General features: G+C 31.6%; 22 protein-coding genes. 9 read left to right on the top strand and 13 right to left on the bottom strand.

Translation table 11 applies throughout. The features are described 5' to 3' along the window. Window positions 1-5: 5 nt before the first annotated feature. The 4 genes from G5V56_RS04315 to G5V56_RS04300 all read right to left on the bottom strand — a co-directional run bounded on the left by G5V56_RS04315 (window position 6) and on the right by G5V56_RS04300 (window position 4,493). Window positions 6-1,286, bottom strand: coding sequence for a BREX system ATP-binding domain-containing protein (locus G5V56_RS04315; protein ID WP_166961979.1), 1,281 nt, complete (start codon window positions 1,284-1,286; stop codon window positions 6-8). Then, window positions 1,283-2,299, bottom strand: coding sequence for a hypothetical protein (locus G5V56_RS04310; RefSeq protein WP_166961973.1), 1,017 nt, complete (start codon window positions 2,297-2,299; stop codon window positions 1,283-1,285). The genes G5V56_RS04315 and G5V56_RS04310 overlap by 4 nt, the downstream gene beginning before the upstream one ends. Then, the gene (locus G5V56_RS04305) at window positions 2,292-3,578 is read right to left on the bottom strand and encodes a methyltransferase (RefSeq protein ID WP_240911211.1); all 1,287 of its coding nucleotides are present in this window, start codon (window positions 3,576-3,578) and stop codon (window positions 2,292-2,294) included. Before G5V56_RS04305 ends, G5V56_RS04310 begins: the two co-directional genes overlap by 8 nt. 177 nt (window positions 3,579-3,755) lie before the next feature. Then, a complete protein-coding gene (locus tag G5V56_RS04300; RefSeq protein ID WP_240911210.1) occupies window positions 3,756-4,493 on the bottom strand; it encodes an N-acetylmuramoyl-L-alanine amidase family protein in 738 nt (245 codons plus the stop codon). Between the two features lie 93 nt (window positions 4,494-4,586). Here G5V56_RS04300 and G5V56_RS04295 point away from each other — a divergent pair, with 93 nt between their 5' ends. The 9 genes from G5V56_RS04295 to G5V56_RS04255 are packed head-to-tail and all read left to right on the top strand — an operon-like array spanning window position 4,587 to window position 11,820. Next, on the top strand, window positions 4,587-4,874 hold the full coding sequence (locus tag G5V56_RS04295; RefSeq protein ID WP_166961968.1) for a hypothetical protein: 288 nt from the start codon (window positions 4,587-4,589) through the stop codon (window positions 4,872-4,874). Window positions 4,875-4,908: 34 nt separating this feature from the next. Beyond that, window positions 4,909-5,181 carry a hypothetical protein gene (locus G5V56_RS04290; RefSeq protein WP_166961965.1) on the top strand — a complete coding sequence of 91 codons (273 nt, stop codon included), beginning with the start codon at window positions 4,909-4,911 and terminating at the stop codon, window positions 5,179-5,181. Beyond that, window positions 5,174-7,570 carry a TraG family conjugative transposon ATPase gene (locus G5V56_RS04285; protein ID WP_166961962.1) on the top strand — a complete coding sequence of 799 codons (2,397 nt, stop codon included), beginning with the start codon at window positions 5,174-5,176 and terminating at the stop codon, window positions 7,568-7,570. The genes G5V56_RS04290 and G5V56_RS04285 overlap by 8 nt, the downstream gene beginning before the upstream one ends. Window positions 7,571-7,581: 11 nt before the next feature. Continuing rightward, the gene (locus tag G5V56_RS04280; RefSeq protein ID WP_394366199.1) at window positions 7,582-8,196 is read left to right on the top strand and encodes a conjugal transfer protein; all 615 of its coding nucleotides are present in this window, start codon (window positions 7,582-7,584) and stop codon (window positions 8,194-8,196) included. Window position 8,197: 1 nt separating this feature from the next. After that, the gene (locus G5V56_RS04275; protein ID WP_166961957.1) at window positions 8,198-9,040 is read left to right on the top strand and encodes a hypothetical protein; all 843 of its coding nucleotides are present in this window, start codon (window positions 8,198-8,200) and stop codon (window positions 9,038-9,040) included. 17 nt (window positions 9,041-9,057) lie between these two features. Continuing rightward, entirely contained in the window at window positions 9,058-9,675 is a 618-nt protein-coding gene (locus G5V56_RS04270; protein WP_166961952.1) for a conjugal transfer protein TraK, read from the top strand. A gap of 2 nt (window positions 9,676-9,677) precedes the next feature. After that, window positions 9,678-10,607 carry a conjugative transposon protein TraM gene (traM, locus tag G5V56_RS04265; RefSeq protein ID WP_166961947.1) on the top strand — a complete coding sequence of 310 codons (930 nt, stop codon included), beginning with the start codon at window positions 9,678-9,680 and terminating at the stop codon, window positions 10,605-10,607. 10 nt (window positions 10,608-10,617) lie between these two features. Beyond that, window positions 10,618-11,451, top strand: coding sequence for a DUF4138 domain-containing protein (locus G5V56_RS04260; RefSeq protein WP_166961944.1), 834 nt, complete (start codon window positions 10,618-10,620; stop codon window positions 11,449-11,451). Between the two features lie 6 nt (window positions 11,452-11,457). Continuing rightward, window positions 11,458-11,820, top strand: coding sequence for a nuclear transport factor 2 family protein (locus G5V56_RS04255; protein WP_166961941.1), 363 nt, complete (start codon window positions 11,458-11,460; stop codon window positions 11,818-11,820). Between the two features lie 12 nt (window positions 11,821-11,832). Here G5V56_RS04255 and G5V56_RS04250 read toward each other — a convergent pair whose 3' ends face one another. The 9 genes from G5V56_RS04250 to G5V56_RS04210 form a co-directional block, all read right to left on the bottom strand. Next, a complete protein-coding gene (locus tag G5V56_RS04250) occupies window positions 11,833-12,573 on the bottom strand; it encodes an SOS response-associated peptidase (protein ID WP_166961938.1) in 741 nt (246 codons plus the stop codon). A gap of 231 nt (window positions 12,574-12,804) precedes the next feature. Continuing rightward, window positions 12,805-14,082, bottom strand: coding sequence for a DUF2130 domain-containing protein (locus tag G5V56_RS04245; RefSeq protein ID WP_166961935.1), 1,278 nt, complete (start codon window positions 14,080-14,082; stop codon window positions 12,805-12,807). A 25-nt stretch (window positions 14,083-14,107) separates the two neighbouring features. Beyond that, entirely contained in the window at window positions 14,108-15,865 is a 1,758-nt protein-coding gene (locus G5V56_RS04240; protein ID WP_166961932.1) for an ATP-binding protein, read from the bottom strand. After that, on the bottom strand, window positions 15,858-17,105 hold the full coding sequence (locus G5V56_RS04235; protein ID WP_166961929.1) for an SIR2 family protein: 1,248 nt from the start codon (window positions 17,103-17,105) through the stop codon (window positions 15,858-15,860). Before G5V56_RS04235 ends, G5V56_RS04240 begins: the two co-directional genes overlap by 8 nt. Window positions 17,106-17,136: 31 nt before the next feature. After that, window positions 17,137-20,208: an Eco57I restriction-modification methylase domain-containing protein gene (locus G5V56_RS04230; protein WP_166961925.1), complete on the bottom strand. Its 3,072-nt coding sequence runs from the start codon at window positions 20,206-20,208 to the stop codon at window positions 17,137-17,139. A gap of 215 nt (window positions 20,209-20,423) precedes the next feature. After that, window positions 20,424-22,019 (bottom strand): type IV secretory system conjugative DNA transfer family protein, encoded by a 1,596-nt coding sequence (locus tag G5V56_RS04225; protein ID WP_166961922.1) that lies wholly within the window; start codon window positions 22,017-22,019, stop codon window positions 20,424-20,426. 1 nt (window position 22,020) lies between these two features. Next, window positions 22,021-23,049 (bottom strand): MobB family relaxase, encoded by a 1,029-nt coding sequence (mobB, locus tag G5V56_RS04220; protein WP_166961919.1) that lies wholly within the window; start codon window positions 23,047-23,049, stop codon window positions 22,021-22,023. Window positions 23,050-23,053: 4 nt separating this feature from the next. Next, window positions 23,054-23,446: a BfmA/BtgA family mobilization protein gene (locus tag G5V56_RS04215; protein WP_206285869.1), complete on the bottom strand. Its 393-nt coding sequence runs from the start codon at window positions 23,444-23,446 to the stop codon at window positions 23,054-23,056. 390 nt (window positions 23,447-23,836) lie between these two features. Next, window positions 23,837-24,034, bottom strand: coding sequence for a hypothetical protein (locus tag G5V56_RS04210; RefSeq protein WP_166961916.1), 198 nt, complete (start codon window positions 24,032-24,034; stop codon window positions 23,837-23,839).

Genomic DNA, 24,034 nt, shown 5'->3' with positions numbered 1-24,034 from the left:
AAGATTTACTGAAGATGAGTATTCACAAAATTATCCTCAATTAATTCACAATTTTTTTCATCTGCAGCTCTCTCTATTAAAAAATGAAGTTTTCGTAAAGCTAATCTTGGTAACTCGCCAGAAGATTTATTTACTATGTTCAATGCTTCCTCTGTAAAAGGGTCAAAAGATTCACTGGGTTCTCTGCTTAAATTTAGGTAATTTGTTACAAGTCTTCTGAATTGTTCCGCAGATAATCTTTCAATATTTATTTCCCTATCAGTAAGACGGTCAGCTAATGGTGGTGAAATTTTTCTTATATCTTCCAAGGCAGTTCTTGTTAATGCAAGCAACAAACACCAACGTCGATTTTTATCAATAAGAGCCCTTAAATTATAGGCATACGAATCACTCTCTTTTTTTGTAAGTCTTCCTGATGTTATATCCTCAAACTCATCAACTAACAGATAGAACCTTTCAAAACCTTGATCTTGCACAATATCAATTATTGCATTCAATAATTTCACAACCTTGCTATCAAGGTATTTTCCCGTTCCTGAAGTTATGGTTTCCCATGTTTTACTCACACCGAAATCCTCTGCTATCAGATTGTAGAAATAATCAGCAATGACTGCATCATTATTTCTTTTTTCTAAAATCTTAAGAATTATGATTTTTAAAGTTTCATTAAGTTGTGATCGTGAATTTTTATTATTAATTTGATTGATAAAAGCATCTAAAAAAGCTTTGTGATTTGCTTCATTTTCCACAGAAAAAGGGTCATTCTTTTCACCAAACATTTTACCTTGTGGATTGACTAAAAATTTTGAAAGTTGCTGTTTGTATTCGTTATTTTCATTTTTGATTTCATCAATTACTTGGGCCCATAAATATTTTTTGAATTGTTCTTGCCCAATTTTCTCAATTATAGACCCAATTAATTGTGATAGTGTCGTTCCTGGGTTGTTGATATAAATAGCAAAAGCTTTTTTACTCTTGCTTTGAATTATCGATTTTGCATACAATAACAATTGTGTCTTGCCAGTACCATAATCACCAGTAATGGTACCTATCAATTTTTGGTCTTCTTCATTAGTAGCATAAAGTGAATCCACAATATAATTAACTACTTGTCTATGAACCGTGTCATCAATAGGTGTGAGAGCTTTTGTTTGCTCCGAAGATTCATTTATATTTGCGGTACCAGATTTAGGAAAAGGATTTGAAGTTAATTTCAATCTTTTATATCTATCCTGATCCGTTTGATCTTCTCTATTTTTAAAAATTTGATTTACATCTATTGTCATTTTCTTATAATAAGGTGTGAAACATAGCTGTCATTTATAATTGGATACAAATATGTAGCAGCTTTAATTTTTTCTTTGTTATTTCGTCCTTTAAGGATAAATACCGCAGAGGTTCTTTCATAGGTCAAATCATCACTGTTTTGTATCTGATTTATTATAAAATCCTTTATTTCTGAAACAGAATAACAAAATCTTTTGGCGATTTCAAAAACCAATTCCGGAATTGAAATTTGCCTTTTTTTAATGTTTAAGTCTACAATGAGTTTTTTTAAGTCGAACGGTTTAAATGGTTTTATAAAATAAGACATCGTTATTTCTCTGTTATCAGAAGTTTTTATATTGACCAAATTTAAATTAAATTTTTCCATTATTCCCAATGTGGTACTCCATTTAAGAAAAACCTCATAAAATCTCATAAGATGCGATGATTTTTCATTAATGACATAAACTGTGTCATTATCTTCCAAATGAAGAATTATTTTATTAAAAAATTTCCCATCCTTCATGGCGTAGAGGGGTTTTGAACTATCAATAAGGTATTTTAAATTTAAAGATTCAAATTTATCATGAGTTTCTGGCGTTGGGTTAATGTACCAACTTGATATTTCTTTAAATCTAAAATAGTTAAAGAAAATATCTTTAAAATCTATTAAATCGTTTGTAGTTATTTCATTACCAAGTACTGAATCGGCAAACACATCTCTTAAAACGTTATAATCTTGGTCGATAAGCCCGAAGTTTTTTATCCCATTTACATATTCCAAAATTTTCCTATCCGACCATTTACTGCTTAAATCTGCTGTGATTTTTAAATAATCTTCTCGAATTTTTCTATTATTTAATTTTGTAGAATCACTATTTTTAATAATTAAATAAATATCCTTTACTGGCTGTAAATAATAAACATTGGAATAAGACCATCCCTTATTGTACTTTTCAGCCACAACTTTATCATTTAAAATAGGAAGTTCTTTCTTTGGAAGATTGGTTATGTTTTCAATTCTTTTATTCAAGCACAAGAATGTTTTCTGAAAGTTTAATATTATGACGATATGTTAGGGATTGCCATTTAGTTCCTCTTTCTCGAATTTTTACAATATCATACTTATTAAATCCACAATTTTTAGCAATTTCGCCTAAAATTTTTGTAGTATCAATGAAAACGCCATAAGGTGCAGAATCACCTAAAACCAAGTAAGCTTTACTACCACTTCTCAACACTCTTCTCATTTCCAAAAAAACTTGGTACATATCTTGGAAATAATATAAAGCAAGTATGTGAAAACTCTTTTTTCCTTTACGGGTTTTGCTAATATTTTCTATTTGTATGATGTCTGGAAGTAAACTGTCCATTATAATTTTATTATTCAAATAAAATTCTTCAGTTTTCCAAATTTCAATATCGAATTCAGACTCCTTATAATGAGTTGTAGCTCCAGTAACTAAATGTTTTCTAACCTTTTCCGTAATTTCGTTCCAATCATTTGTAAAGCCAAAAAAGTGAGAACACACCTTTGAAACCTCTCCGTAATCCAAATTATTAAGGTATGGGGGTGATGTTATGCAGATTGTACACGAATTATCCTTTATTGCCTCATTTTTTTTTCTTGAATCGTGAAGAAAAATTTCTGTTGTTACAGGCTTATCAATCACAGTTTTTAAATCTTCAATCATTTTAAAAACTGTGTTTTTAAAAGTATCAAAGGCAGATAATGTATTACTTAAAGTTTTGCTTCTGGAAATATAGGGTATAGCAATAGGGTGTATGCTAACTTTATGTAACGATTGTGTTAACGCTAAATTTAAAAAAGAAGAAATATTATTCTGTTTTACATTTTCAACAATATAATCTCTAATAAAATAGAGCTGATATAGGTTGCTATTTGAATATAATGTTTCTAAAAGTTGATGGTAAGGTTTTTTAGATTGCTTATTAGAAATGCTTTTTTCCAAATCTGTAATAATTTTCCTTATCGATTCTGCATCTACAGACCAATCAAGCTTTCCTTTTATAACATTAAAGAGAAGTTCCTGCCCTTCATTGCCTACGGCTCGAATTCCATTTTTTTGGGCTGACACCAAGGTCGTTCCACAACCTGCAAAACTTTCATAAATACAATCATTAGGGCCAAGATTTTCAATATCAATGATTTTCTCCACTAATTTATAAGAAAATCCAGCCGTAAATCTGTACCAATCGTGAATTGGATTGTTTCTGTTGTCCTTTGCTGTTCCTATGTGTTGATTTAATTGAAGTTGACTCATCTTTGATTTAATAATTCCTTTAAACATTTAATTAGTTTACACTAAGCTAAAATTATTATATGTAAAATTACAATTTTTATAAATACCATTTCTATTTTAAAATAAATGATTTTACGCGTTTTTTTTCATAATATACTAATTTTGTTAATGTACAATTATCATAAATGTTACAATATAGAAATTTATCATAACTATATATTTTATTCATATTAGACACATAAGAATTATACTTGCCAAACTATTGGTATTAGTACTAAATGATAAAAAAATTATCTCATCCCAATTACTCAAAAAACCAAATTCCACGAGTACAGATGGACCAAAATCGACCAAATCTCTCAAAACCTGAAAATTCCCAAACTTAACCCCTCTACTTTCAAATCCAAGCTTGGTTTTCATATGCTTTTGTAATCCATAAGCTAACAAAATAGACTCCATTAAAAAATTACCACCTCTTGCATTAACATAAACTTCCACACCCCTAGCCTTTGGGTTTTCAGACTGATTACAATGCAACGAAATAAACAAATCTGCTTTTAGATTTCTAGCTAATCGTGTCCTGTCCGATAATGATATTAATGTGTCTTTATAGCGTGTTAAATAGATTTCAAAATCACTTTTGGTAATTGAATTTAATCTAATCATGGCCTTTGCTATACTTAACACAATATCCTTCTCCATTATTCCATTTAGTCCAATAGCTCCAGAATCCTTTCCACCATGCCCAGGGTCAATTACCACAATTTTTTTGCCTTCAATATTTTGTGAATTAAGAGCTAAACCTACAAGACACAAACTCATGGTCAATATTATTTTATAAAATGGTTTCAAAGTGCTCATATTGATAGTTGTTTGAACAAAATTCAATAAATCAATCCCAACATTAAGAATCTTCCAAAGTTTAACAGGATGTTGCGTTAAAGTTTTGCTTTTTTCTTCCATAAGCTTCAATTCATAATAGATTTCGCAAAAGTCTTAGCAGGCGACGAAGTATGACGTACTGCACGGATACTAAAAATTTAAAATCTATTCCTTATGAAAAAATCAATTCTACTGTCAACTTTTCTGTTATTACTATCTGCACCAAGCTTCGCGCAAATTGGAGGTATTGAAGACTCCGTAAATGATGTTTCCGACACCATTAGAACCATCTTCCCTATAATTTTGGGGGTTATTTTCCTAATTGGGTTTCTATTTAATGCTGGTCACTTTTTTGGCGAGAACGCTGATCTTAAAAAAGGTATTACTCGTGTACTCGTATTTGTACTCATAGCTGGTGCAGTAGTAGGCATTTTCACTTACTTAATAAGCATCGTAGTATAATGACCCTCATCGAGGGTTTTATTGAAATAGCTTTATGAAGAAATACGAAGTCTATAAAAACATAAGAAAACGGGCGATTATTTTTGGATTACCTATTTCACTATTTGCGCTTATGATGATTGCCATTGTAGCATCACTTTTGGTTATCATCTTCTCGTTCAGTTTTATAGTTGTTATTGGTGTTTTAATATGTAATGCAACACTTTATATAGCATTAACAAAGTTTGCCCACAATCCACAACTACTACAAGTTGCTAGGGTTTTCCCTAAAATAATCAGTAATAAAAAATCAACAACCTATGAATAAAATAAACCTGCTATCCTATTATCCCATTGTAGATATCCAAGAGCATGTTGTTTTTGCTAATAATGGGAATGTTGTTTTATGCTTTAAAGGGTCGTTACCAGAAATATATTCACTTTCAGAAAAGGATTTTGAAGATATGCATGGTGCCTGGTTTCAAGCCATTAAATCGCTGCCAACCGGATGTGTGGTTCACAAACAAGATGTCTACTTAAAAAAGAAATATACTTCGGAACAATTACCCAACAAAAGCTTTTTAGAAAAAGCAACGCATCAGCATTTTAAAGGTCGTGAATTTATGGAGCATCAATGCTACTTGTTCTTCATTTTAACCAAGAACAACGCTCTAAACAATAGTAAATATGTAAATCCTTTTCGAAAAGTATCAAAAAGCATTGTACAAGAAATGGATGATACTATAAGCACTTTTATAGGCTCGGTAAGTGATTCTGTTTCATTTATAAACAACAGCAGAAAAATGACTTTTACTCCCATGGATGCCGTAGGTATTCAGGCATTAACGAACAACTTTTTTAACGGTTTTAATGATGGTTTTGATACTGACATTTTTTTGGAAAAAAATAGCACCAATATTGGAGAACATTATTTTGACGTACTTTCAGTTAATAGCGAATTATGTTTTGGGGAGAGTGTCCAAACTAGCAAAACGAACGAAAAGTTTACTTCAGACGATTTTGTGTTTCATCAAGGGTTTATAGATGGTATGGGTTTAACACTGAATGAAAACCATATTGTGAACCAAATTATCTATTTAGACGATAAGCAAAAATGGCGCAAACAACTAGACAAGAAAGTTGAAGAACTAAACAAGAGTTCCAATTTTGGGTCGCAGAATAAGGTTGTATTAAAAAAAATTCAGCATATACTCGACCAAATTAATGCAGATGATAAAGCACGCGTTATTCGAGGGCATCTCAACATTATATATTGGGATAAAAAACCAGAAAATTTAGAACGTATTGGTTCTAAAATCAAGACGGAGTTTAAGGAATTGGATATCATCCCCTATTACCCTCGTGGTGAAGAACGTAAAAATTATATTCTAAATAGTTATTTCTGTTTTTCATCCAATTTTTCAAATGATGATTTATATGTGACCGATTTAAAACATGCCTTATGTTTATTAATCAATAACAGTAATTATAAATCTGATAAAACGGGGATCATTTTTAATGATAGAGAACACAACATTCCTGTTTTAAAGGATGTTTGGGATGAACAAAAGAAACGCATTAAAGCTAGAAATTTTGCTATTTTTGCGCCAACCGGGGAAGGAAAATCCTTTTTAGCCAACAACATTCTGCGTCAATATTTTGAAAGTGGTGTACGCTTGGTGATTATAGATTTAGGCGGTTCTTATACCAAATTTGCAAAACTATACCCCGAGCAATACATGGTTTTACGCTATGAGAGTGGCAAAAATTTGGGCATCAACCCATTTTACATTGGTAACCTAAATGACCTCACTCCGGAACGACTTGAAGATTTATCTGTGTTCTTGTTTGAATTGTTCGCTTCCGATTTAAAAGTAACAAAGGCACAATCTGTTTCAGTAAAGAAATTATTGCGCCATTACTATCACCAAATAGCTGAAGGTTTTTCGCTAAATAGCTTTTATGAGTTTATTGAAACGAATAAAGACAGCCTTCTAGAGCAATTAAAAATTCATGAGGACTATTTCAACATTACCAACTTTCTGCACATTATGTCTGAATATGTTAGTGGTGGCTTGTACAGTTTTCTTTTTGAAGTCAGTGAAGACCAAACCTATAAAATTGAAGATAAACGTTTGATTGTTTTTGAGCTGGATGAAGTGAAAGACAATAAGGAAATTTTATCCGTTATGTTGAAGCTTATAAAGTCAGCCATACAACGTACCATTTGGAAAAATCGTGCTGAAAAAGGTATCATCTTATTCGATGAGTTTGCAAAACAACTAAAGTTTGAAAACGTCCTGGAAAGTGTGGAGTTTTATTATCAAGCTATTAGAAAACAAAACGGTGCTATTGGAATCATTCTGCAATCCATCAACCAATTGCCCAATAATTCGACATCTGCAAGCATCCTTGAAAACACCCAGGTTATTTACAGCCTTAATAATGAAAAAGGTTACCACGAACTTCAAAACCGGTTGAATCTTTCCAGCCATGATTTAAATCAATTAAAATCCATCAAAAACAACTTAACGGGACCACGAAAGTACACTGAAATGTTTATCAAAATAGGTAAAGAGAGCAACATTTTTCGGTTGGAAGTTCCTAAACAAGTTTATGCCGCTTATCTCACTGATGGTAAGGAAAATGAAGACATCATGCAACTCTATGAAAAACATCAAAACATGGAAAAAGCAATCACTGAATACACATCTTAAAACAAAAAATTATGAAATCGAAGATTCACGAATACCAAAACAAATTTTTAGCTATGAGTAAAAAAACAATCTTAATTCTAGTAATGGCAATCTTCTTTAGCTTCAAATTAAGCGCACAAGGTATGCCAGTTTATGACAATACGAATTTTATAAGTCTTGCCAAATCGCTTATAGAATCGGCAAAACAAACTTCTCAATTATTAAAAACAGTGGAGTTTTTAAAAACTCAAAAGGAAAATATTGAGAAAGTAAACAATGTCATTCGGCAGTTGAAAGCTGTTAGAGAATTGGCACAAAACAATCAAAAGCTTTTTAATGTAGTTAGAAATGATTTACGAGATATTCTAAACTCGCCTTATATCAAACCTGAAGAAGTTACCCGAATTTCAGATTCGTTCAACTCTATTATTGAAAGTTCATTGGAAGATCTAGATTTTATAGAGCAAATACTGTCAAATGATTTTTTGAAAATGACCGATGCTGAACGTGCCGATGTTCTAACTAAAAAAGAAGAAGCATCAAAAGAAATGGTAGCCGAAATCACAAAGAAAACGGAACGCTATAGGGATATTATTTCTTTCAGAAAAATGCAGGATAAAATAAATAATCGAGAAACAAACTACTAAAATGGCAGCCACATTCTTTTTAGGCATTGGACTTGAATATATCGATACGGTATTTCAAACCATAAAGAACAGTAATTTTTCGCAGTACACCATTGTGGGAATGAAAACACTTGCTGTTCTGTTTTTTCTAGTCAATATCCTAAAAAAGTACAATGAAGGGATTGCCGATAAAGATGGCTACACTTGGGGATTGAGTCCGGGAGAACTTGCGAAGAATTTTGCTGTGGTTCTCCTGGTTCTCTTTTCAACACAGATTCTGGGTGTTTTTGATGGGATTCTTGTTGCCATTGAATCTCAATACCGTAACACGGCTCCCGCGCTCCTTCCGCTTCAAATGCAAGATATGCCTATTGAAGAAGATGTGGGCGTGTTGGAAGCCACCAAAAAAGCTATGGCGCTTCTATACGATGCCTTAGTAACACCATTATACGGTTGGAAGATTATATCTTTTATTATCAGCCTTGGACTTTGGATTCTAGACTTATTCATTTACCCGTTGTTTTTAGCTGAACGCTATTTTCTTTTGGGTATTATGCAAGCATTTTTTCCATTAATACTAAGCCTGGCCGTTTTTGAAAAGTTTCGTTCTATGGCATACTCTTTCTTTAAACTTTATGCGGCGGTCTATATGTTAGTCCCTGCCTTCTTTTTAGTGAATGTGTTTATCAATGCCATTTACACAGAAATCAATACCAATTTTTGGGTGAACCTTTTCGGAACCGATGTTGGGAGTCGATTTTTTGCTCCCGTAGTACAGCTCGGTTCAGTGGTATTTATTGTGTTTTTAAAATTCAAACTCTACAAGCGTGCTACCTCATTTACTTTAAGGCTATTCACTTCTTAAAAACCAATTCAATTCAAATGAAAACATCATACAAAAACATATATACTATTTTGAACATCAATCGATTCATTGTTGTTTCTGTTGTTTTATGTGCATTAGGTTCTAGTACTTTTTCAGGATGGATCGTTTATGATATTCATAAAAAAGCACTCAATAACGCCTTTGCAATCAACACAGATGGTACCGTTATCCCTTTAAAATGGGTCACTCAAAAAGAAAATTTTCAAGTGGAAGCTTTAGCGCACTTAGAATTATTTCATACTTACTTCTACAACATTGATGCTAGTAATTATGAAAAGAATTTGGAAAAAGCTTTATGGCTTGGAAATAGTTCTGTCGATAATCTCTATCGTCAAAAAAAAGCAGATGGGGTTTATAATCGTTTACTGCAATATTCATTAGTGCAAAAAGTATTGAGTATTGAATCGCAGCTAGATATTCAAACTGAACCTTATCAATTTAAAACAACAACTGTTTTTGAAATAAACCGGGGAACTATTGTTGATACTTACGAGCTGGTTTCAACGGGAAACTTGTTGGTTGTGGATCGTAACTACCCTAACAATACTCACGGCTTGTTAATTACAAATTACTTTGAAAACACTTTAAAAAAGGTCCAAAATGGACACCAATAATTATGAAAATAGAAAAGAATAAAATCGTTTTTGGATCTGTATTAGCTGTTATTTTAATCTTTCTTATTTCCTATTCTGTTTTACTAATGGGAGATGATGAAAAGCAAAATGATAATCTTAAACAGACCCAAGTACCAGAACTTGAACAAGAACAGGAAAATTACACATCAAAGTTAAAAGCTATTGACGACCTGAAAGAAGTACGCGAAACCAATGCTCCTAGCATTTATGATGAAAAACTAATAGATTCATTAGGTTTTTATGACCCAGACTTATTGGAGAAGGACAAAATACGTATTGTTGATAGCATTTATAATTTAGGAAGGATAAACTATACTGAAAACCAATATCGAGAAACAAAACCAAAGGCTTCTGATATAGCTTCTGAAAAGAAAACTGATTCCATTATTTCCATTGATTATAAAACCACTGCCCCAAAAGAAATTGGATTGGAGCATCAATTATTCTTTTCTTCTAATCCTCAAAAAAATCCATATTCTAAAATTTTAAAAACAGATTCAACCATTTTTATTGTAGTGGATGGTAACCAAACAGTCAAGAAAGATTTTCGTTTAAAAATGCGTTTGGAAAAAGATGCTATCATCAATAACCAAGTCATTCCAAAGAACACCGCTGTTTATGGCTTCATTAGTTTTAAACCTAATAGAGTAATAATAGACATTGAAAATATATTGCATCAACCCGTAAAATTAAAGGCATTCGACTTTCAAGATGGCAGTGAGGGCGTTTATGTAGAAAACAATTTTAGGGCTGATGCCACAAGCGAAGTTATTGAAGATGCTGTTGACGATATTAACATTGCTGGAGTGCCTCAAGTTACGGGTGTGAAGAAAATATTCCAGCGTAGTAATCGGCAAGTAAAAGTTACCATAGTTAATAACTACAAACTCATTTTAAAACCACAATTATAAATTTAAAATTATGAAAAAGTACTTAATATTATTCAGTTTTATTTTGGTCTCTACATATGTAAAAGCACAACCAAAAACAGTTATAGATACCATTTATGCTAATGACCATAAAAATGTTGCCTTATTCTTCCCTAACCCAATCCGTCAAGGCATTACGGGTTCAGAAAATTTCGTTTTTACTTATAACAGAGACAAAGAACAGTATTTTGGGTTGCTCCAAGCAACACCAGGGAAAGAAAGCAATTTACTGATAATCAACAGTAATGGTTCAGTTTTTTCGTATATTGTAAGGTATAAAGAGCAAATTGAAACTTTGAATTATTTCATGCCAGAATCGACATCTATTGGCAACGAAAAGCCATTTGCTGAAGCTGCTGATAACGAAACTAAAACTATTAAGCACATTGACTTTAAAACCAATTATTATGAGCGCTTTTGTTCTTATCTGGTTAAAAGAAGACAACTTATTGGTAAACTAAAAAAACGACATGATGGTGTTATTCTAAAGATTGAAAATATCGTTTTTGACAAAGATGAATTATATTTTGTAATGACTATTGAAAATAAATCAACTTTAGATTATGATGTGAATTTCTTGAACTTGAATATTCAAACACGCCAAAAAGGAAAGAAAAAATCATTACAAAGTCTTTATTTAAAACCTGTTTTTGAATATAATGTTCCATTAAAAATTAAAGAAAATCAAACTGCAAAGTTGGTATATGTAGTTCCAAAGTTTTCTATAAGTGATGAACGAAAGGTCATTTTAGAACTCAATGAAAAAAATGGAGAGCGCAATATAAAACTTATCATATTAGATAAAATCATTAATAACCCAAATTAAAATACCATGAAAAAGATGATTATTTATTTACTGATTTCATTTGTAATGAGTTGCGGTCAAACCCAATTATCACATACCGATACGGCAAAGATTGTTGTTGAGAGTTTTTATAAAAATGACAATTCAAAACTAAAAAAGTACACCACTCCAGAAAGTTATGCTTCATTTATGGCAATTCAAGCTATGGTTGCTCCTGGTAATGATAGTCCGTCAAATTTTAAATTGATTGAAGAAACTGTTGACGGTGATATTGCTTGGGTAAAGTTCTCAACATCCTATGAGGAAAAGCCTGAAACTTTTAAACTCGTAAAAGCAGAAGACCAGTGGAAAGTAACTGAAAAAGGATTGAGGGAGAAAGCGCCTTTTTGACAATTTTATTTTCTAAAGAGATAAATTGCTCAACTCTTGATAATCAATTTTGCTGATAATACTTTCAATATTACTATCAACTTTAGGGCTGAATAAATCTTTACTTACAGTGTAAGCATTTAGTTTAGATTCTGGATAATTACTATTTACAAGTTCTTTGATTTCATCTTGTGTTAATTCCGAAGACAACCAATTATCAATGACATCATCATCTAAAATCACTGGTTGCCGCTTCTTTAAATTATGAATTTTAGCAAACATGGGAGATGCTTCTTTAGTTAAAATTGTAAAAGTAATATAGGTATCAATGACAGAATAAATACCTGCTAACGCTAAAGGTTCTTTCTCTTTTTGAGATATGTAAAAAGGATATTTTTTCTTTAAATTTTCATGTGGTTCAAAAAAGCCCGAAACAGGAATTATGCAACGTTTAGACATAACACCTTCACGATATAAAAAATGACTAAATAATTTTTCAGATTGAGCATTGAGACCTCCACCAAATTTTACCGCCTCTTTATAATAGTCTTTAATTTCATTTGATGCTTTATTTGAAGGTACAATACCCCAAACTCCTGGAGCCAAAACATCTGATTTTTCTTGTGGAATCACTAACATATTGGGATGTGAAAATCCATTTAAATGATAGTTTGGTTTATCAAATAAGGGACGAATAGTTTCAGAGCTTAACTTCGCTTTAAAATGTTCTTCAAGCTTTTTTGTCTTATGTGTTGTACTGGTATGAAAGCACATGTGATACTATTTTATAGGCTAAAGTTAAAAAATAAAATGTTTCCTTTTTAATTTAAACTTCTTGGGTCTTGTAATAGTGATAGCTTTTTAGTCCATATTATATCTAAGCTACAAAAATCAAATTCTTCAACTATCTTACCACAACACACATAAACTCCTAAACCATTTATTGGGTATTTACCATGTTTATATTTTTTTTAACTCCTAAAACAAAAATCCTTTAATACAGAATTACTCTAGCTCCAGTTGATTTTGATCATCTTCATCCTCACCTGGTAATTCTAATGCCTTAACAGATTGAATGGCATTCCCTGCTATTCCCTTTATAGAAGCATGCATGTCTATGGTGTTTGCAGTTACTTTTTCAATTTGTTTTTCACGTTCCTTCCAAATACGTTGCATCGCTCTTTTTTCACTGTCTAAAGCCGTTTTCATTGAAGTAAAGCCTTCAACAATGGCTTCTATTTGCATTCTGAACTGATTACTGGTTAAGTAATCATAGAGCATATGCATTTTATCTCCTTTATTTTCTTGTGAACTTATTGCTAAATTTACTTGAACTATAGATTCACGCAATACATTACAAAGTCCTTTAAATTCATCGTAGTTACAAATCCATATTCCATCTTTCAAGCCCATTCTGTCCATGTCAGAAGGCATAACTTCTGTAACTAAAACACCTATATTAGCTCCTTTTCCCCTGATGTCATTCTTGAATTTCTCAATCCAACTTGGTTGAAAATCTTTAGTACGTTTACTTTCGTAGTATATCTTACCGCAATTTTGTTCGGTTCGGGTATTGACTATTTGAATACAATCGCCTCCTCTAGCCCCTTTTTTAATTTCTTCAATGGTATCTAAAGGAAACTGAGCTGCTAACCATTCTTCAATTGCAAGTTCCTGAACTTCTCCCTGTAATTGCATAGAACCCTGTTCTTGCTTACGTTTCATTTCCTCGGTAAGCTTTTTTTGGTCTTCGAGTTGTTTTTGCATTTCCTTAAAACGCAATTCATTCTTATCTTCTTCAGACTTTCTAATTTTTTCCTTTTCTGAAAGAAGAACTTCATTTAAATGTTTTTGAGCTTCCGCTTCAATAGCTTCTTTAAGTTCTCCCTTTTCACGTTTCAGTTTTTCAATTTCTGCTTTGGTTCTGTTAAGCTCCTTTATTTGTTCAGATTTCTCATTGAGTTCCTTTTGCAAAGCAGTGAATTGTTCTGATTGTTCTTCAAGAAGCTTTGCTTTTAACTTCCCTTCAAGAATACTTTTTTCCTCTTTTATTTTTTTATCAAAACGCTCCTGAAACAACTCATTTTCTTGCTTTTTCTTTTGCTCAAAATCAAGTTTTTCTTGTTTTAACTTGTCTTGTTCCGCTTCATACTTCTTCTTTTCACCGGCTAATTGAGACTGATATTTTTGCTTGATTTCTTCTTCTAATTGATGAGAAAGAATGTCTTGAACATCAATGGAAGTTCCACAGTTGGGGCATTTTATTTGGGTTTTACTTTCCATTTTAAAAAATTTCTTGTTTTCTTTATTATTTAAATAAAGGTGTTTCTGAATTTGGTTTTATAATTGGCATTTGAACTTTTAGTATTACTGGCATTGGAAAATCTATTCCCATTAATATTGCTTCTCCTGCACCAAGAACTGGCAAAAAAGCCAAGGTTTCACGACTAGCAGTTGAACATGCATTTGCAATTGCCTCTTTATCCTGATAATTAATTAATCTGTGAGAAATGAAGGTACCTATTTGGCTTAATGTTCCATTTGGAATATCTCTAGGCATTTGAGTTGAAATACAAAGGAATAATCCATATTTTCTACATTCTTTTGCGATTGAATTAAAAGCATTTAATTCAGTTAATTCAAAATAATCATCTTTAACACTTTTGTTTAAAAATTGATGAGCTTCATCCACAAAAAGGATTAAGGGTTTATCCTTAAATATCTCTTGTCTTGCTTGATTTAAAAGATAATTACCAATAGAGTTTGCTAAAATTTCTCTTACTTGGAAGTTAAAGGGAACTTTTTCAAATCCAATTCTTAACATTGATGATTTGTTACCTTCTGATAGAAACGCACTAATTGAATCTATTAAGTTTTTTTCATCATTTATTTTAAAGCCAAATATTTTTTTAAAATAATCATCATTTAAAATGTTGTTTATTCTCATCAATAAACTTGTGCTGTTACTGTAATTTCTAAGGTCTAACGTATTACTCCAATTATCCCCAAAAATTTGAAAACATTCATTTCCTATTTGTCTCGTTAACTTATTAATGTCAAAGTTACTTTTTGAATTATCTTCTATTTCATCCACATATTTATGATAAGACATATTAAAAGGACTAGTAAGATTTCCTTGCTTCTTAATGCATCCATTCTCAATAATTAAATCTTTATCACCTTGCTTTGTTTTTATTTTGAATGTAATTATATTCCCTGCATCAATAATTTCATAATTTTCTTTATCTCGAATTAAACAATGTGCGATTTTAAGTGATTTTATTGCTTCAAGTAAAATTGGTTGCTGAACTTGACCAGCAGGTCTGAAAAGAACAAATAGATCACCAATAGTTAGTCTTGAATAAGGAAAAAAAGAATTATCAGCTAATACTAATGAATTTTCTGAATAATTCTCATCATCATGCTTATTATATTCCCCTGTTGCATCAATAATTATAGACTTTCCATTATTTGAAATAACACCTTCAAGAAGTTTACTTACTGTATAGCTTTTACCTCCTCCAGTAGTCCCTACAACGGCACAATGTCGACCAAAAATTGCTTGTTGAGAAAGTTCTACTAATGTAGTCTTGTCATAAGTTAAATGTCCTAAATCAATAATTGGAGCATTACCTTTGTGCTCTTCTTTTACGCCGAAACCTTTAAAATAATCTCTAAGAAACTCCGAAGAACATATAAACACCTTTGCCCCAATTACTGGTAATGAATTTAATCCTTTATCAATTTTAGAAGGATTAAATAATTCAAAAGATAGTAATATTTCAATCTTTCCTGTAGGGTGAAATTCTTTTGTGTTAAATGACTTTTCACTTAATTCTAAACGTTCTTTCTCTGGCAAAGTTAATTCTAGAATTTTCCCTAAAAAGCCGAATTGATCGCCTTCTATTACAACATAATTACCAACCAAACCACCTTTTAATTGTTCTCCATAAAAAGAAAAAGACTTCATTAATACAGATGAAGGAAAATGAACTTTAATAAATTGAGGGGTAACCTGATTTACATAACCAATAAAATGTGTATGATTAAATGGGCTATTATTCATCTATTGATATATTATTATTAATAATGATTTTTTTACTATCCTCTTGATTATAAGATTTTAAATTTGGATAATATTTTGCAAAATCAATAAATTCTTCATCAATTAGAGCTATATTATTATATTTTTTTGCTGCTTCATAAAACGGTTTAAAATGAGCAGAAAAGTCATCAATACCCTTGTTGACTACAATTAACTGAAAGCTTGGATTTTGTTCCAAAGCCTCTATTATCGCTGTAACTATATGTTTATCACTAAAACTAAACCCAATACAAATTAAAAGGACATTTTCATTTCTTAAATTCTGTTGAAATCTTGACATCATTTCAAAATATGGCTGTTCATATGAACTTTCATATTTACTATCTTTAGGGAAGATCATCAATGGATTTAATACTCCTTCTCTTTGATAGATTGTATCATTTTCTTTTTCCCAGTCTATTGAACCATGTGGTTTATAAAGATGGAAAACTTTCTGTATAAAATTATCTTCCTCTTTTACTCTGCTTGAATTTCTCGAAACTATATCATTATCAAAATTTCTACCACTAAACGTTCTTGGTATCGAAAAAGAAAAACCATCAATTATTGTATAATTACTTTTTCGTCCAGCCTGCTCAAATAAGGTGTCATAATTCAAGGTAAATATTTTAACTCTAGGATTGGTGACTTTTCTTTTAGTTATTTTTTCTAGAAACTCTTGATGGGGACTGCCTTCTGGCAACTCCAAAGTGCATTTTACCCTTATAGTTTTTTCAATTATTTTTATAATAGCATCAATCTCTATTTTTGCTTCCCCTTCGACAGGTATATCCTCAACATAATCTTTGGCTATATTGGCTAATGAAAGTAATTTTTCCAGATTTTTGATGTACTCCCCTTTCTTATCCTTATCATTGTATTTGACTAATACACAAAGCCTTTTTAATATTTTTTCTGTAATATCATTTTCGACATCATCCCATAGTTGAGATAAAAGTCTTCCCTTATTTGTCTTTCCAATTCCAATTGAAGAACCTGCTCCTGTTAAGATTGTTAAATTTTCAAATTGATTATTTAAAAATTGCTCATACATTTTGCGTTTTGCAGCAATAGCATAATCTAATTTGTTATCATTTTCGTCTTGAAACTTATATTTTATATCATCAATATAAACATCTGTAACTTTTTTATCATCTGCAGCATCACTAAACTCAATTAGAACTGATTTTTTCCCGTTTATGTATATAAAATTTCTTTTCATTTAATTACAATTTATTTATATTGAAAACTCTTTAACTCTCTTCCACAATTTTTATTTCTTCATTTGTCAACCCATAAAGCTGATATACCATCTTGTCAATTTCAGCATCTACCTTTTCAATTTCAGATTTCAATTCCTGTGCCTTTTGTTTTTGCTCTTTAAAGTATTGCATCCATTCAGCTTCTTCTGAAAGGCTCAATTGTACTTTGGCTTTTTTCAATTCTTTTAAAAAATCTTTAAATTCTAATTCGTACCAGTTTTGTAATTTTGTCGTAAGCTTTTCAATCTCAAATTTGGATTGTACCAATTCAAAAAAAGCAACAATACTCCGTTGTAGTGTATTAGTTATTGTTACGATTTTATTCACTGCATCAACAAATTGTTTTTGTTCTTGCACCGTTATTTGTTTAATTGGAAATTCCTTAGCATCTTTTATTAAGATTTTTTGGAATCTATCTTTGAATTCTTCCAGAAATTTCTTTTTATGATAAAATGAAATCAACTTACTATTTATCAATGCTATTAAGTATTCAGAAATATAGTCGCCTTTAGCTATTAAATTAAAGGCATTTTGAGTATTGTAAAGTTCTTCATTGGTAATAGCAGCCCAAATTCTTTTATCTGACCAATCGATTATTTGCTTTATTAAAATTCTTTTACCTTTAAAAAACCGAGCTTCTCTTGGTGCTCCAAGCCATTTCCCATAACTTATCCATTCTGCACCACCCCATTCCACATGGTATCTTCTTATGTCATTACCTGCAAGTAACTTTTTGAAGGTGTCATCTTTTTGATAAGTCTCATGAAACTCCCTGTTTTTTATTTGTTCCTGAGTATGACCTCTATATTTATCATAAGGGGTCAATCCTAAGCAGAAATCAGCACATTCAATTAACTTTTCTGTTTTTAACTCACACTTCCTAACAATGTCCATAGTTTCATCATCTACATTTATTCTAAAAATGTATGAATCGTCTTTTTTCCAATCAAATGAGTTAATTAAGAAATGTACGTCTGCATTATATGTTGTTATTTCACTAATCCTATTAAACCCCTTGTATATAAATATTTCTGTTGAAACACTAAAATCAACTTTTGTTTTAAAACTTAAAATTATTGTGTCGACTTTTACTTCACCTGCACTACCTCCAAAAGACTCATTCGGTAATCTAACAATATTAGTTAAAGTGGTTTTATCAAGTAAAATTTTTCTTAGTTCCCTATATGATTCCTGAGTTAGTAATGAAGATGGAATAATGAATGAAAAATATTTATCCCTATTTAGAAGTTCTATTGAGCGTTCTATAAATGATGAGTATAAATTCACTCGATTATTTGCGCTTTGAAATCTTTCAAACAAATACTTTACAATATCATTATCCAATGCTTTTATATCTACATAAGGCGGATTTCCAATAATAACATCAAAACCTCCATTTTCAAAAACGGTTGGAAATTCTTTCTGCCAATTAAAAGCTTTTTCTCCTGCAACGCTTGGGTCGTCAATTAATGAATTGCCACATTTTAAATTATTGTTTAATGAGGTTAGCTTCCTGCCTCTCTGTGCGGTTCGTAACCACAATGAAAGTTTGGCTATGTCAACACTTTCTTCGTTAATATCAACGCCAAAAATGTTTTTTTCTAAAATATGGTTTTCCACGCCTGGAAACTCAAAGGCATGTCCTAATAATTGTGATTCCAATTCGTCAATATAGGTGTGTTCTTCCATCAAAAACTCTAAAGCTTGGTTTAAAAAAGCTCCAGAACCACAAGCTGGGTCGCAAATGGTAATGTTTAACAACCAGTTTCGATAGGCTTGCAAATTAGCATCCAAGCCTTTAATTATATCTTTTTTTCGATTTTTTCTTCCTTTAGCGTATTCCTCATCAACTATACCTAATGCTTCCTTTTTTTCATCACATAATTTACCAACCGTATTTTCAACAATGTATTTGGTAATATATTTTGGCGTGTAAAAAACGCCATCTTTTTTGCGCTTGGTTTTGCTCTTATCTATTTCCTGCCCTTCTAATTGCGCCGTGATACTTTCAATTTCGTTCAGTGAGTTTTCAAAAATATGCCCAAGTATATTAACATCTACTTCACTTTGAAAATCGTATTTAGTCAACTTCAACACATGTGAATGCAATATGTCATCATCTAACAGAATTGTATCTAATAATGCATCCGGTAAAAACAAACCACCATTGTATGCAAAAATATCGTCAACTGTTTTTTGTCCTTTTCTTCCTGTGTCTATATAACCGAAATACTGCTTAAAAATGTCGTATAAAGGTTTATAGGCATCTTCTGCTTTTAAGACTTCCCAACGCTTTAAAATTCTTGAAATGGAATTAGGAGGCAGTAAACCGCTATCTTCTGCAAAGAGAATAAATAAAAAGCGATCGAGTAATTTTTGTGTTTTTTTGAATAACACCAGCTTATCGGCAACGGCATTATTTTTAACCATGTTTTGCCACAAATCGTTACGAAAAGCAGCATAATCTTTATAAAGCTGTTTGGTTATTTTTTCTTCTTCGTGTAAACTTTCCTCTTTTACTTTTAACGGAATACCATTTAAAAGATTCTCAACGCTTAAACAAAGCCATAGCAATTGAAATTCATTTTCTGTAAGTGTAAAAAGATTAAATTCTAAATGCTCAACCGAATGGTGAATGAAGAAACGTAGTTTCTCAAAATTAGATGTGATAACATATACGCAACCAGTTTGATTATTTTTGTAGTTAAATGCCTGAACGTTTATTTTATCTAAATCTTTGGTATCTGTTCCTTTTAGCTCAATAACACCTAAAGCCTTCCCATTATGCAAAATAGCGCCATCAGCTTTTTTTGCTCCTTTTTCATTCTTTAATTCGGTCGTTAAATTGAAATCTGGTTGCGGATTTAATGTGTAGCCTAAAATATCAACAAATAATTCACGTAAAAATCCTTCTTGGAATTGTTCTTCTTTGGCCTCTCTTATATTTTGCTGAATGGCAGGATTATGAAAGTAAGCAACAAACTTTTGGTAAGCTTGATTTACAGTTTTTTCATCCTGACCTTTGATGTGTTTATTAAGTACTGAATTTTGGAGAAATGCCATTTATTTTGTCATACTTTTTAATAAATAAAGCAATCCATAGAGACGCTATTATTATAAATTTTAAGAAAACTCTAAAGTTAGAAAAGAATTTTGAGTTATGACAGTTTACTGAATTTTCTTTCGAGAATTTATTTTATAATTGTTAGAGTTAATACTAATTTAGTCAGGTTTGTGGGGTGTTAATAGTAAAGAAGTTATCAAGTTGGCCTTAAAAATCAACTCTTAAATATGGACCTTGCCTCCTCATAAATCGCATCAAAATTTGATTGTAAATTTGCCTCGGAATATTCTTGTTTTTTTATTGGCAAACGTTTTTCAATTTTCGGAAGTTTAAACTGTACTTTCCTGTCTTTGCCATCGGCAAACGTTATAAACTCCCCTTCCTTCAATCTAAAAAAAGCATCTGCTCTTATTTTTGCTACTTCCCGTTCTCCAGTAGTAATTCGTGTATCAAAATTGAGATTATGACCTCGATTCACACTGGTGGTTTCTTTCTTTACGATTTCAAAAAAACGCTCGTAATATTTTGCAGTATCTGGATCGTTTACCTTTCCGAAGAATTGATACGATAAATTACTTAAAATCGCCTTGCTCGCCTTATCGCCATACATCATATCGTTCTGAATTTTATCTTGCATCACATATACAGTAGCAATATCATAGCTTCGCAATGTAGCTGGAATTCTGTGCATATTTAAAAGCCGAATAGTTGGTGCCTCTTCCATTAAGAGAAACGAAGCGTTTGAATGTCGCACACTCATTTGTTTCGTAATGGTATGAATTATGGTGGCTATAATTGGCGAATATGCAGTCTCGTATTTTGGATTATTGACTACTGAAATCACTAAAGAATGTTCTTGATTATTAATATCAAGTGGCACATCATCCGACGATAAAGTCATAAAAATACGCTGAGTGCTTATTTTCTTCAGCGCATTCGCCAAAGTGCTTTTCACACCAGCTGTTTGTCTATCGGAATCCTTACCACTTATAAAAGCATCTGCCATGGCTTTGGAGGTTGTATTGGAACTTAAAAAAGCTATGAGGCTATCTGTATCCAAAAATTGGTAAATAGCTATGAGATGGGGTAATGTGCAATATTGAGGATAGTTGGTTTTAAGTTTCCAAATTAACCCTCCAATAAGTCCTTCTGCGGCATCATTAAAAAATTTAGTTGTTCCCATACTTCCTGACTCTCTTTGCTCTAAGAGGTTTTCAATAAGTACCCTTGCGACCTCATTTACGCTTTCTTCATTAGTCATATATCTTGGTGCTATAGGATTCACACGGTCATGAATAGTATCAAATGAAATCACTTTGAAATCAATCTCATTTTTTTCAACTAAAGGGAATGCCATTTCAGTGATTTCAAAATTTTTGTAATCATGGATGACACCTGAAAATTTATGCTTACTGAAATGTTGAAGGAAATTATAAACGACACTTTCGGTTTTTCCGCTACCGGCTGAACCTATAATGGAAGCACCACGTTTAATGTTATCTATTTTAAAACTTCCTCGCTTTACTTTAAATTGAACTTGGAATTTATTATTGGAATTGAAAGGTTCATTTTCAGTGTGCAGAAATACATATAAAACCGTATTGATTAACAATAGTGGGCATCCAACATAAAGTATAGGAACATACCATTTCAATGTAAACAGGCTCATTTTAAAAACTATCAATAAACTTATAATAATTAGCATCATGTTTAGAATAAAACCATAGCGCGTTATTTTGAAAAGGATTGAAAACACCAAGAACATTCCAAATAATAATCCAATAGTAAATGTGACACCTTGCATTTCCATGTTATATACCTATTGAACCGGATTTAATCGCCACTTGTATTCCTTGTTTTAGATATCGGATAGTTTTCAATGCCAACTGAACTTTATTGGTTGGAATACTTGCCATGGGAACTCCCGATTTCGCCAGAATTTTAAAGGCAATCGCCTTCTCACTTCCAGGCAGACCTAATAAGGTCGTGAAATACAACTTAGGATCTTTAATAAAATCTTTCTTCGATTTGTACGATTCAGCATAGTTGCGTTTGTAACCAAAAGTTTTGTCAAAGGTGTTTTCTACTTTTGTGAAGAATGCATCCCTGTCAAATCCTCGTTTTACTATTTTACCATGCATTTCAACTTCTGAAGCTTTGTGTTTGGATCCTGGTGATAAGCTTACAGAATTAGAAGCATCCTTTCGACTCACGATAATATGAACATGACTTTGGTTACCGTCCTTTTTCATACCTTGAACAATACGTTTTCCGTTTTGTTGGTGTGGTGCTTCGGCTTCTAATTTGGCGATTTGAGTTTTCATTTGCTTTATATTTCCTTCCAGTTGTTGGTATTCTATTTTCCTAATGTTGTTTTTTAACTCAAGTATTTTAGTGGCAAAAGGTTGATTTTCTCGCACTTGTTTGTCGGTGCCTTTAAACGTACGTTGGTGTTCAATTTTGGCAAAATATTTTATATCGTCTACGGTTATTGGTTTACCATTAATTTCCCGATTGAAAGACGTTGCATAATCGTTCATGATGGCTCTGGTATATGTCTTTAAATCTTCAGAACTGTTTTGTAATTTTCGAAGTTCAGATCGACTTGGACTTACAGTAATTGAATAAAATTTAGGTTCCCTATTTTTGAGTTTTGCAGTATTACCATCAATTTCTTTGACCACTTCTTTAACATCTATTTCATCGCCATATTGGTTGAAAAAATGTTCCATATCCTCTTGCTCCAAACTCTGATTTTCTTTCTCTAGATAGTCTACAAAATCCGCAGAACTTTGTGAATAGTTACCTCCTAATTTTTGCGCTGTGATTGTTATGTACATGATTTTATAATTGATTATTTGAATCTTGTTTTTCCACAAACTGGACTTTCCTTTCTTTAGGATCTTTTTCTAAAATGAGCTTTTTCTCTTTAGGTTCAAATTCCATAAACAAGGATTGAAGCATCGCCGTTGTGGGTTTGTCGTGGTTCTTTTCGATGTCTTTTATGATGGCGATTACTGCATTGATTCGTTTCTTAATTTCGTTCTCCAAGGTTTGCATATTTGGACCTAAAGTTTCCTTTGGGGAAATCCCATTTTCTTCAAAAAAGTCAAGCATTAAAAGCAATGTCATAGATTGAGATTTAGACATTTTTTTACAATATTTTCGAAATCTTGCTGCTACTGAAACTTTTATTCCAAGCATCTCAAAGCGTTCTTTTTCATATCCTTTATCCATTTTTTCTGAAAAAATTTGTTGTTTTTATTGGGCTGAGCGCTTTTTTTCTGAAAAAATGATATTACAAATTCAAAAAACAAAACATTCAATCGCCGTTAAGCATTGATTTTACTAGTGTTTTGCAAAAACTGAACATTGAAACATCGCGCCAGCGTGTTACCCTCTTGCTATTCCTTTTCGTCCCGATTTATCGGGACAAAAAAAATACCATGACATCCAAAAATATAATGGCTTTTCCTGCAATACTAATTGAAATTTATTTTTTTAAGAGTGTTACAATGGCAGTTTAAAAGTATAATTAGTAAACATCTCTTTTTGTTGCACATTATAAAATAGCAGAACAAAAAAAAGACCTTTAAAAATTAAAGGTCCTAGATTAGAAATTAGATTCTAAATATTAAAAACATAGTCATAAGAATACAAATTTCTTAAAGCTTCTTCTTCCAAAAGTGTATCATATTCAATATGATGTTCTTTGGCGTATCGTTTCAATTCATTTCCAAATTTATGTTCTACATCTTTTTTGGAAACCGAAACCAAACGTTCTTGGGTTTCGTTATCGAGGTTCGAATAATTGAGATATACCAT

Source organism: Yeosuana marina, from assembly GCF_011762485.1.
In the GTDB taxonomy this organism is placed as follows: Bacteria; Bacteroidota; Bacteroidia; order Flavobacteriales; family Flavobacteriaceae; genus Yeosuana; species Yeosuana marina.
Note: the sequence above shows the minus strand (reverse complement) of the source record. Positions and strands in the feature narration are given on the sequence as shown.